The sequence below is a fragment of the Bradyrhizobium sp. genome (genome assembly GCF_017881085.1).
In the GTDB taxonomy this organism is placed as follows: Bacteria; Pseudomonadota; Alphaproteobacteria; order Rhizobiales; family Xanthobacteraceae; genus Bradyrhizobium.
The window spans coordinates 1-10912 of record NZ_JADGRI010000184.1 but is presented as its reverse complement, the minus strand read 5'-3'; the positions used below and the strand labels follow the sequence as shown (position 1 = coordinate 10912).

The window sequence follows — 10912 nt, the reverse complement described above, 5'->3', positions numbered from 1 at the left end:
TGTAATCGTCGCGCAGCCGCATGTTGAGCGCGGTCAGCGCCGGCTCGTCGACGCGCTTGATCTCGCCGTTCACCAGCTTGAGCACCGGATAGGTATCGTTCTGCAGGCGGTGATCGTCCTTGATCTGGGTCTCGTGGTAGCGGCCCTTGATACCGGCATTGAAGGCGTTCGCGGCGTTGGTCGACACTTCCGAGCCGAACAGATCGAGCGAAAGCGTGTAGTGCAGGTTCAATTTCTTCTGGATGGTCGGAAGGTCGATCACCCCGAGCGCGCGAACTCTTGCAATGTCGGTGGGATCGCTGATCCCGGCGGCGCGCATCGCTTCGCAGGTCCGTTGCACGATGCGGCTGATGCCGGTCTCGCCGACGAACATGTGGTGCGCCTCCTCGGTCAGCATGAAGCGGCAGGTGCGCGACAAGGGGTCGAAGCCGGACTGCGCCAGCGAGTGCAGCTGCATCTTGCCGTCGCGGTCCGTGAAATAGGTGAACATGAAGAACGACAGCCAGTCCGGCGTCGCCTCGTTGAAGGCGCCCAGCATGCGCGGGCTGTCGGCATCGCCGGAGCGGCGGCGCAACAACTCGTCGGCCTCCTCGCGGCCGTCCCGGCCAAAGTATTTCTGCAGCAAATAGACCATCGCCCAGAGATGGCGGCCTTCCTCGACATTGACCTGGAACAGATTGCGCAGGTCATAGAGCGAAGGCGCGGTCTTGCCGAGATGGCGCTGCTGTTCGACGGAAGCGGGCTCGGTGTCGCCCTGGATCACGATCAGGCGGCGCAGCATGGCGCGATGCTCGCCCGGCACTTCCTGCCAGACCGGCTCGCCATAATTCTCGCCGAAGGGGATGACGCGGTTCTCTTCCTGCGGAGCAAGCAGGATGCCCCAGCGATATTCCGGCATCCTGACATAATCGAACTTGGCCCAGCCGCGCGGATCGACCGAATAGGCGGTGCGCAAATAGACCAGCGACTGCTGGAAGCCCTCGGGGCCCATGTCACTCCACCAGTTCATGTAGCCGGGATGCCAACCTTCCAGTGCTTTAAGCACCTGCCGATCCTCGCTGAGATTCACGTTATTGGGAATCTTGGTCGAGTAATCGACATTCATGATGTTCACGTTCATGGCGTGCTCCTTGGACACATTTTTTCCGTCATGGCCGGGTCACCTTCGCGAAGACGCGCTTCGCGCTTTTGCCCGGCCGTGACGCAGCGAAATTCACTAAACCCGCGTCATATCGAACTGCGCCTTCTGGCCGGTGCCGTAGCGGCGCAGCGCGCCGTTTTCGCCGACCGCGTTGGGGCGCTGAAAGATCCAGTTCTGCCACGCCGTCAGGCGCGAGAAGATTTTCGATTCCATGGTCTCGGGTCCGGCGAAGCGCAGATTGGCTTCCATGCCGGTGAGACCGTCGGGCGAGAAGCTGGCGCGTTCCTCGAAGAACACCCTGATCTCGTCGTCCCAGTCGATATCGTCGAGCGCGAACGTGACGAGGCCAAGCGCCTCGGCTTCCTCGGCGTCGAGCGCCTTGCCGATCGTCGCCTGCGCGCGCTCCAGATCGGACGGATCCGCCTGGAAGCGCGATTGCAGGCGCGTCAACCCGTGGCTCATCGGAAAGGGGCCGAAATTCATCGCGGAGAGTTCGATCGCCGGTGGCGCGCGGTTGTCGCCCTGCTTTTGGCCGATCAGCATGTAGGAGCGGTCGGCCGCGAACACGAGTTCGGCCAGGGTGCCGGCGAAGCACGAGCCCGGCTCGACCAGCGTCACCAGCGTGCGCGAGGTGACGTCGATGCGCTTGAGCACGCGTTTCCAGTACTGCCTGATTTCGTTGACCAGCCAGTGCGCCTTGTTGGCTTCGAGGAAGGCGTCGCAGGCCAGCACATTGGCGCGCTCGCCATGCGACTTGAACACCAGCATCGCGGTCTCGAGCTCGTTGATGCGCAAATGCAGGATCGCGTCATCCAGTTCGCGCGCCGCCTGCAGCGGCCAGAACGAGGCCCCTTGCGCGATCATGCCGTCGATGTCGGCGGGCGGAGCCGACTCCGGCGCCTGGATCGAAATCGTGGCGATGCGTGCCGTGCGGTCGATATCGACGCTGACCAGGCCGTAGCGGATGCTGGTGCCGTCGATGCTGCGCGTCAGCGGCGTCAGCGCGATGCCCTTGCCGTTGCCGTTGCGTCGGGAAGCCGCGGCGAATTCGCTGGCGCGTTCGGCGACTCTTGTCTCCAGTTTGCTGTTCGGCACGATTTCGTCGACCAGGCGCCATTGCACCGCGCGCTTGCCCTTGATGCCCTCCTCGATGGTGCAAAAATAATCGGCGTGGTCGCGGCGCACCTTGCGCTTGTCGACCACCCGCGTCAGCCCGCCGGTGCCCGGCAGCACCGCCAGCAGCGGCACCTCCGGCAGCGCCACCGCGGCAGCACCATCATCCGCGAGGATGATGTGATCGGTGGCGAGCGCGAGTTCGTAACCGCCGCCGGCCGCGGTGCCGTTGACCACGGTGATGAAGCGCTGGCCGGAATTCTCCGATGAATCCTCCAGCCCGTTGCGGGTCTCGTTGGTGAACTTGCAGAAATTGACCTTGTGGGCGTGGGTGGCGCCGGCCAGCATCCGGATGTTGGCGCCGGCGCAGAACACGCGGTTCTTGCCGGAGCGCACCACCACCACCTTCACGCCGGGGTGCTCGAAGCGCAGCCGCTGCACCGCGTCGGCCAGTTCGATATCGACGCCGAGATCGTAGGAATTCAGCTTGAGCTGATAGCCCTCGAACAACCCGCCATTCTCGTCGACGTCCATGGTCAGCGTGGCGGTGTCGCCATCGACAGCGATCTTCCAATGCCGGTAACGCGACGGATCGGTCTGGAAATCGATGTACTTCGCGCCGCCAGCCAGGACGCGATCTTCACCGGGCTTTTCGCCAGCCATCGGGCCACCCTCACCTGTTCAGGATTATTTCGGTTAATATGCACAATAATGCATGTCCCGGATGCCGTCTAGCCTTTTTGGACGCGGCAACCGGCATTTTGTTTCATACCCGCTCGCGGGCGGGAGGTGCTCATGGGCGCATCGCCACGGTCGATGCGTCAGGCCGCCCGCCCCTGCGAGCCCTCATGCATGTGCAGAATATTGTTGGCGAATTCGGAGATCGCATGGAGGGTGGCCTCCGGTGCTTCGCGATGCGGCGAGTGTCCGGCGCCCGCGATGATCGTCACGTCGACCGGACAATAGCACTCTTCCTGCGCAATCTCGATCTGGCGCATCGTCCCATATTGGTCGTCTGCGCCCTGCAGGATCGCGACGGGCACGCGGATATAGGCGAGATACTCGGAGATGTCCCAGCTGCGAAATTTCGCGTCGAGCCAGGCGCCGTTCCAGCCGTAGAAGGCGTTGTCGACATCGTTGTGCCAGCGCGCCAGTTTTGTCTTCAGGTTGGTGGTCTCGTAGGCTTGTTTGATCTCGGCGATCGAGCTCACCGAGACGTCTTCGACGATGAAATGCGGCGCGATCATCGCGACGCCGCGCACGCGATGATCGGCGACACCGCCGGCATAGATCGCCGCGATCGAGGCACCGTCGGAGTGTCCAAGTAACAGCCCGCGGCGAAAGCCGATCCGGTCAAGCAGCTTCGGCAGCACCTCGAGCGCTTCGACATGCATGTAGTCGAGCGGCCGCGGCAGTGTTGCCGGCGTCGAAGCGCCATAGCCCGCGCGCGAATAGACGAACACGCCGGTCGAGGTTGCGGCCTGCAGCTTTTCCGGGAAATCGCCCCACAGCCTGGCCGACCCCAGACCCTCGTGCAGCATGACGATGGTCGGCGCGTCCTCGGGCGCCGGACCGATCATCCGGTATTCGAGATTGGAGGCGCCGATGGCGAGGAAGCCGGTGGGGGAGAGAGAGGTCATATTGTACTTCACTACACTCCGTCATTCCTGACAGTTCGCAAGGCGAAGAATCCGGAATCTCGATATGATTTTGTCGCTCGAGATTCTCAGATGTGCAATTGCACATCATAGTTCGCGCTGACGCGCGCCCCGGAATGACGGAGCCTCATCAGCTAGCCCCTTCTCGCAGCTTGAACCTTTGAATCTTTCCGGTCGCGGTTTTCGGCAAGGACTCGACGACATCGATCCAGCGCGGATATTTCCATACCCCGATCTTCTGCTTGACGTATTCCTTGAGCGCCTCTTTCAGGCCGTCGGTTTCCGCGCCCGCGCGCAGCACCACGTAGGCTTTCGGCTTCAACAGTCCTTCCGGGTCGGCTTCGGGCACCACAGCGGCTTCCAGCACCGAAGGATGGGTGATCAGCGCGCTCTCGACCTCGAACGGCGACACCCAGATGCCGGACACCTTGAACATGTCGTCGCTGCGGCCGCAGAAGGTGTAGCGGCCGTCGGCGTCGCGAATGTATTTGTCTCCGGTGCGGGTCCAGTAACCCTCGAAGGTCGAGCGGGTCTTGCTGCGCTGGTTCCAATACCCCTCGCCGGCCGACGGTGCGTGCACCAGCATTTCGCCGACTTCGCCGTCGGCCACATCCTGGCCGGCCTCGTTCACCAGCCGCACCTGATAGCCCGGCACCGGACGGCCCGAGGTGCCGTATTTTATGTCGCCGGGCGAATTCGACAGAAAGATATGCAACAGCTCGGTCGAGCCGACGCCGTCGAGGATGTCGACGCCGAAGCGCGACTTCCAGGCGTTGCCGACCGATTCCGGCAGCGCCTCGCCCGCGGAGGTGCAGATCCGCAGGCGCGAGCCGCCGCGTTCATGCTTCAAGGCCTCGTCGTGCAGCATCGAGGAAAACAGCGTCGGCACGCCGAAGAAGATGCTGGGATTGTATTTGTTCATCAGCGCGAACATCGACGCCGGCGTCGGACGTTCGGAATTGAGCACGGTGGTGGCGCCGACCGACATCGGAAAGGTCAGCGCATTGCCCAGCCCATAGGCGAAAAACAATTTCGCCGCCGACAGCCCGACATCGTCCTCGCGAATGCCGAGCACCTGTCTGGCATAGGTGTCCGCGGTGGCGGCGAGGTTGGCATGCAGATGCCGCACGCCCTTGGGCATGCCGGTCGAGCCCGACGAATACAGCCAGAACGCCGGCTCGTCCTCATGGGTCGCGACCGTGGTAAAGCTATCGCTTTCGCCGGCGAGTTCGTCGGACAGTTTCTTGTAGCCATGCGCGTCGTTGCCGCAAACGATGACGTGGTCGAGATCCTGCATCCGACCGACCATGTCCTTGACGACAGGCAACAGGGCTTCGGAAACGAACAGGACGCGGGCGCGGCAATCCGCCAGCACATAGGCGTATTGATCCGACGTCAAAAGCGTGTTGAGCGGCACCGGCACCACGCCGGCGCGGATCGCACCGAGAAACACCGCCGGAAAATCCACGGTGTCGAGCATGATCATGGCGACGCGTTCTTCGCGGCGGACGCCGAGGCGGCGCAGCATGTTGGCGACGCGGCAGCTCTGCTTCTGCAATTCGCCATAGGTCAATTCGGAGACGGTGTCGGTGAAGGCGAGTTTTGCCCCGCGGCCTTCCTCGACATTGCGGTCGAGCAGCCAGGTCACCGCGTTGTAGGTGCTCATGCCCCTCCCTCGTCAGCCAAGCGTGTCACGACGCCTCCTCCCCCGATTTTTTGAGAATTATAATTCATAGAAAGCCACTGGGCGAGCTTGCTGTCAATCCTGCCCGGCATTATGTTTCCGAGTGCGCGCGCTTCGCGGCCTGGCAGAACAGCGGAAATGACCGAACAGCCCGATCCCGAAACCGCGTTTCTCGAGCAGCTCGGCCAGCGCGTCCGTACCATGCGGGCGCTGCGCGGGATGTCGCGCAAGGTGCTGGCAAAAGTCTCCGGCATTTCCGAACGCTATATCGCCCAGCTCGAAAGCGGCAAGGGCAACGTCTCGATCGTGCTGTTGCGCCGGGTGTCGGACGCGATGGGCGCGCATCTGGAGGATCTGATTCCGATCGGCGCACCTTCGCCGGACTGGCCGGTCATTCGCGACCTCCTGCGCAAGGCCACGCCGAACCAGATCGCGCAGGCCAAGGATGTGCTCGCGGGCCAAGGCGCCTCGGCGCAGCGGCGGATGTCGTTTGCCGGCATCGCTTTGATCGGCCTGCGCGGCGCCGGCAAATCCACCCTCGGCAGGATGCTGGCGAACAAGATCGGCTGGAGTTTCGTCGAACTCAACAAGGAGATCGAGCGAGAGAACGGACTGTCGGTCGCCGAGATCATCGCGCTCTACGGCCAGGAAGGTTTTCGCCGCATGGAACAGGCGGCGCTCGGCCAGTTGCTGGAGCGAAAAGAGCCGATGGTGCTGGCGACCGGCGGCGGCATTGTCTCCGAACCGCTGACCTTCGAGCGGATCCTGTCGTCGTTCTACACCATCTGGGTCAAGGCCGAGCCGGAAGAACACATGGCGCGGGTGCGCGGCCAGGGCGATTTGCGCCCGATGGCCGACGACCGCTCGGCGATGGCGGAACTGCGCACCATCCTGAAGAGCCGCGAACCGCTCTACGCCCGCGCCGCCGCCGTGGTCGACACCGCGGGGCTTTCCGTTGACGCGGCGGCCGCGCGGCTGATCGAGGCGGTGGCACCGGTGCTGAAACAGGATGCGCATGCGTTCGGGCTGCGCAGCGTGGCGTCATGAGGCAACGTGGTTTCGTGCGCACCGGAGCTTTCCCGGTTCACCGCGGATTGCGCTAAGATTCAGCTGGCGCGGAGTAACCCTGCACAGGAATTCCCTTGCGGGGAGCCGCCAGCCTAGTAATTTGATTCCAAACGAAATTCAGCGCGCGACCGCGAAAGGACCCGCCGCCATGATGAGCCAGGAACAGAACGACCTGATTACCCGCACCGGGCCAAAAGACCCCTGCGGGAAATTGATGCGGATGTACTGGCAGCCGGCGGCGCTGGTCGACGAGTTGCAGGGGCCGCGCCCGGTGCGGGCCGTCAAACTGCTCGGCGAGAATCTGGTGCTGTTTCGCGACGAAGCCGGACGATACGGCCTGATCGAACGGCATTGCGCGCATCGCGGCGCGGATCTCGCATTCGGGCGGCTGGAAAACGGCGGCCTGCGCTGCGCCTTCCACGGCTGGCTGTTCGACGCCACCGGCCAGTGCCTCGAAACGCCCGCCGAGCCCAAGGATTCGCAGCTCTGCAAGGGCATCAGGCAGCGCGCCTATCCCGTGGTGGAGAGGAGCGGCATCCTCTGGGCCTATCTCGGCGAAGGCGAGCCGCCGGCGTTTCCGGAGATCGACTGTTTCGTCGCGCCGGACAGCCACACCTTTGCGTTCAAGGGCCACATCAACTGCAACTGGCTGCAAGCGCTCGAAGTCGGCATCGATCCCTCGCACGCCTCGTTCCTGCATCGTTTCTTCGAGGACGAGGATACCTCGGGCGCCTATGGCAAGCAGTTCCGCGGCGCATCCGCCGGCACCGACATGCCGATGACGAAGATCCTGCGCGAATACGATCGCCCCATCATCAATGTCGAACAGACCGAATATGGCTTGCGGCTGATCGCGCTGCGCGAGATCGACGAGGTGCGCACGCATGTGCGCGTCACCAACCAGCTGTTCCCGCACGGGTTCGTGATTCCGATGAGCACGGAGATGACGATCACGCAGTGGCACGTGCCGGTCGATGACGAGAACTGCTACTGGTACGCGATCTTCACTTCCTATTCGACACCGGTGGACAAGAAGAAGATGCGCGACCAGCGTCTCGAGCTCTACGAGCTGCCCGATTACACATCGCGCAAGAACAAATCGAACGATTACGGCTTCGATGCGCGGGAGCAGTCGACCGCGACCTATACCGGCATGGGCAGCGACATCAACGTGCACGACCAGTGGGCGGTGGAATCGATGGGCGCGATCCAGGACCGCACCCGCGAACATCTCGGCAGCGCCGACAAGGCCATCGTGCAGTTCCGCCGCCTGCTGCGGCAGGAGATCGAAAAGGCCGCTTCCGGCGCAAAACCCTTCATGTTCCTCGATGCCGCGCATGCGCGGAGCATCCAGGGTCCGGCGACCATGGACGGCATCGGCCCGACGCGTGGCTGGGAAGCCTTCTGGATGGAAGTCGACGTCAAGCGGCGGCGCGGCGCGCCATGGGCCGCACCCGTGCCGGCCGAAATCGCCGACAGAGTCCCACATCTGAAGGCGGTCAAGTGATGGGTTCTGCGGTTCGGCGGCCGGAGGACGCGCGTTGAGTTTTGTCAGACGTCACGGTCTCTGGTCCGACGAGCAGAACGAAGCGGTCACCCGCCTTCGCAGGATCGTCGAGGAGCAAAAGCTCGAAGTCATCCGGCTGTCGTTCCCCGATCAGCACGGCATCCTGCGCGGCAAGACGCTGGTCGCCAGCGAGGCGCTGGCCTCGCTGGAAAGCGGCTGCACCATCACCACCACGATGTTCGCCAAGGACACCTCGCACAAAACCGTGTTTCCGGTTTTCACCTCCGGCGGCGGTTTCGGTATGCGGGAGATGGAAGGCGCCGCCGACGTCCTGATGGTGCCGGACCCCACAAGCTTCCGCGTGCTGCCGTGGTCGCCCGCGACGGGATGGCTGCTGTGCGACGTCTATTTCGCCGACGGGCGGCCGGTGCCGTTCGCGACGCGCCATCTCTACCGATCGGTGCTCGAAAAACTAGCCAAGCGCGGCTACGACTTCGTTGCCGGGCTGGAAGTCGAGTTTCATATTTTCAAACTCGAAGATGCAAAAATGTCGCCGGAGCATGCGGGACAGCCGGGCACGCCGCCCGATGTCAGCCTGCTGTCGCATGGCTATCAATATCTCACCGAGCAGCGCTACGACCAGATGGAGCCGGTGCTCGAGATCATCAGGCGCGACATCCTGGCGCTCGGCCTGCCGCTGCGCTCGATCGAGGTCGAGTTCGGCCCGAGTCAGTGCGAGTTCACCTTCGCGCCAACGAAAGGGCTGGAGCCCGCCGACACCATGATCCTGTTTCGCAGCGCCGTGAAGCAGATCGCCCATCGCCACGGCTATCACGCCACCTTCATGTGCCGGCCGAAACTGCCGAACGTGTTCGCCTCCGGCTGGCATCTGCACCAGTCGATCGTGGCGCGCGGCAGCGGCGAGAACGCGTTCATGACCAAGGAGGGCGCAGAATTGCTGAGCCCGTTCGGCCGAGGCTATCTTGCCGGCTTGCTGGAGCATGCCCGTGCCTCGACCGTGTTCACCACGCCGACCATCAACGGCTACAAGCGCTACCGTTCCTATTCGCTGGCGCCGGACCGCGCGATCTGGGGCCGCGACAACCGCGGCGTGATGGTGCGCGTGCTCGGCGGTCCCGGCGATGCCGCGACAAGGCTGGAAAACCGCATCGGCGAGCCTGCCGCCAATCCCTATCTCTACATGGCATCCCAAATTCTATCGGGCCTCGACGGCGTCGATCGCGCGCTCGATCCCGGCCCGTCCGCCGACACGCCCTATGAAACGCAAGCCGCGTTATTGCCGAAGACGCTGCGCGAAGCCGTGTTCGCGCTCAAGGACGATCCGTTCTTCCGCGACGCGCTCGGGCCGGGCTTTGTCGACTACTACGTCCATATCAAGGACGCCGAGATCGAACGCTTCCAGGCCGAGGTCTCGGACTGGGAACAGCGCGAATATTTCGAGATGTTTTGAGGGTAATCTCGCCACTCTCTCGTCGTCCCGGCGAACGCCGGGACGACCCAAGAAGCTCGCTTAGACCCCCAGATACCGGTGCTGCAGATCCGGCTCCGCGATCAGCTGCTCCGACGTGCCGCTCCACACGGCCTTGCCGCGCTCAATGATGTAGTGGCGGTCGGCGATGCGGGTCAGGTGTTCGATGTTCTTGTCGATCACCAGCACCGACTGGCCGCGCGCCTTCAGCATCGACAGGCAATTCCAGATTTCCTCGCGGATCAGCGGCGCCAGACCTTCGGTCGCCTCGTCGAGGATCAACAGCTTCGGATTGGTCATCAGCGCGCGGCCGATCGCCAGCATCTGCTGCTCGCCGCCGGAGAGCTGGTTGCCCATGTTGTTGCCGCGCTCGGCGAGCCGCGGGAACAGCGCGTGGATTTTTTCCAGCGTCCATGGATCCGGGCTGCCGAGGCGGTTGCCGGACGCGGCCACGAGATTCTCGCGCACCGTCAGGTTCGGAAAGATCTGGCGGCCCTCCGGCACCAGGCCAATGCCCAATTGCGCGATCTTGAACGAAGGAAGTTTTCGCACCTCGCGTCCCGCGAAGCGGATCGTACCCGCGCGGGCCGGCGTCAGCCCGAGGATGGAGCGGATGGTCGTGGTCTTGCCCATGCCGTTGCGGCCCATCATGGCGACCATCTCGCCCGAGCGAACCTGTAGCGACAGGCCGAACAGCACCTGGCTGAGGCCGTAGCAGGTCTCGATGCCGTCGATCTCGAGCAGCGGTGTCGCGTCAGCCAAGAGATCAACCATGGCTGGTCACCGCATGCTGATCGCCGAGATAGGCGCGCTTGACCTCCTCGTTGGCGCGGATCTCCGAAGGCGTGCCGGAGGCGATGACGCGGCCGTAGACGAGCACGCTGATGCGGTCGGCGAGGGCAAACACCGCGTCCATGTCGTGCTCGACCAGCACGATGGAAACCTCGCGCCGCAGCTCCTGCAAGAGTTTCACCATGCGTGCGGATTCGTTGACGCCGAGTCCGGCCATCGGCTCATCGAGCAGCAGCAGTTGCGGGCGGGTGGCGAGCGCCACCGCGAGTTCGAGTTCGCGCTGCTCGCCATGGCTCAGCCTGGAGACCAGCACGCCGGCACGATGGCCGAGCCCGACCCGGTCGAGCGCATCCTGCGCGGCTTTTCGTAAGTGCGGCAGCTTGCGGGCATTGCGCCAGAAGTGAAAGGAGTGGCCGTCACGCGCCTGCGCGGCCATCGCGACATTGTCCATCGCGGTGAA

The 10912-nt window shown here is 63.7% G+C and carries 9 protein-coding genes; 3 read left to right on the top strand and 6 right to left on the bottom strand.

What is annotated here, in order from left to right:
* From boxB to QZ213_RS17450, 4 genes are all read right to left on the bottom strand, one after another.
* The coding region (gene boxB / locus QZ213_RS17465; RefSeq protein WP_291687341.1) for a benzoyl-CoA 2,3-epoxidase subunit BoxB at nt 1–1120 on the bottom strand (1120 nt) is incomplete at its 3' end.
* Between the two features lie 96 nt (nt 1121–1216).
* Nucleotides 1217–2917, bottom strand: a complete 1701-nt coding sequence (boxC, locus tag QZ213_RS17460; protein WP_291687340.1) for a 2,3-epoxybenzoyl-CoA dihydrolase — start codon at nt 2915–2917, stop codon at nt 1217–1219.
* 158 nt (nt 2918–3075) lie between these two features.
* Nucleotides 3076–3894: an alpha/beta hydrolase gene (locus QZ213_RS17455; protein WP_291687339.1), complete on the bottom strand. Its 819-nt coding sequence runs from the start codon at nt 3892–3894 to the stop codon at nt 3076–3078.
* 148 nt (nt 3895–4042) lie between these two features.
* Nucleotides 4043–5578 carry a benzoate-CoA ligase family protein gene (locus tag QZ213_RS17450; RefSeq protein ID WP_291687338.1) on the bottom strand — a complete coding sequence of 512 codons (1536 nt, stop codon included), beginning with the start codon at nt 5576–5578 and terminating at the stop codon, nt 4043–4045.
* A gap of 111 nt (nt 5579–5689) precedes the next feature.
* Between QZ213_RS17450 and QZ213_RS17445 the strand changes: the two genes are divergently transcribed.
* The 3 genes from QZ213_RS17445 to QZ213_RS17435 all read left to right on the top strand — a co-directional run bounded on the left by QZ213_RS17445 (nt 5690) and on the right by QZ213_RS17435 (nt 9642).
* Nucleotides 5690–6643, top strand: a complete 954-nt coding sequence (locus QZ213_RS17445; RefSeq protein WP_291687342.1) for a helix-turn-helix transcriptional regulator — start codon at nt 5690–5692, stop codon at nt 6641–6643.
* A 169-nt stretch (nt 6644–6812) separates the two neighbouring features.
* Nucleotides 6813–8171: an aromatic ring-hydroxylating dioxygenase subunit alpha gene (locus tag QZ213_RS17440; RefSeq protein ID WP_291687337.1), complete on the top strand. Its 1359-nt coding sequence runs from the start codon at nt 6813–6815 to the stop codon at nt 8169–8171.
* A 34-nt stretch (nt 8172–8205) separates the two neighbouring features.
* Nucleotides 8206–9642, top strand: a complete 1437-nt coding sequence (locus QZ213_RS17435; protein ID WP_291687336.1) for a glutamine synthetase family protein — start codon at nt 8206–8208, stop codon at nt 9640–9642.
* A gap of 60 nt (nt 9643–9702) precedes the next feature.
* On the opposite strand, the gene QZ213_RS17430 is transcribed toward QZ213_RS17435, so the two are convergent.
* Both QZ213_RS17430 and QZ213_RS17425 read right to left on the bottom strand, forming a co-directional pair.
* Nucleotides 9703–10434 carry an ABC transporter ATP-binding protein gene (locus tag QZ213_RS17430; protein ID WP_291687335.1) on the bottom strand — a complete coding sequence of 244 codons (732 nt, stop codon included), beginning with the start codon at nt 10432–10434 and terminating at the stop codon, nt 9703–9705.
* The coding region (locus tag QZ213_RS17425) for an ATP-binding cassette domain-containing protein (RefSeq protein WP_291687334.1) at nt 10427–10912 on the bottom strand (486 nt) is incomplete at its 5' end. The genes QZ213_RS17425 and QZ213_RS17430, both read right to left, overlap by 8 nt.

Excerpts from the sequence above, each read along its gene's own strand:
- QZ213_RS17450 (WP_291687338.1), bottom strand. The coding sequence starts at position 5,578 with ATGAGCACCTACAACGCGGTGACCTGGCTGCTCGACCGCAATGTCGAG.
- QZ213_RS17445 (WP_291687342.1), top strand. The coding sequence starts at position 5,690 with ATGTTTCCGAGTGCGCGCGCTTCGCGGCCTGGCAGAACAGCGGAAATG.
- boxC (WP_291687340.1), bottom strand. The coding sequence starts at position 2,917 with ATGGCTGGCGAAAAGCCCGGTGAAGATCGCGTCCTGGCTGGCGGCGCG.
- QZ213_RS17440 (WP_291687337.1), top strand. The coding sequence starts at position 6,813 with ATGATGAGCCAGGAACAGAACGACCTGATTACCCGCACCGGGCCAAAA.
- QZ213_RS17455 (WP_291687339.1), bottom strand. The coding sequence starts at position 3,894 with ATGACCTCTCTCTCCCCCACCGGCTTCCTCGCCATCGGCGCCTCCAAT.
- QZ213_RS17430 (WP_291687335.1), bottom strand. The coding sequence starts at position 10,434 with ATGGTTGATCTCTTGGCTGACGCGACACCGCTGCTCGAGATCGACGGC.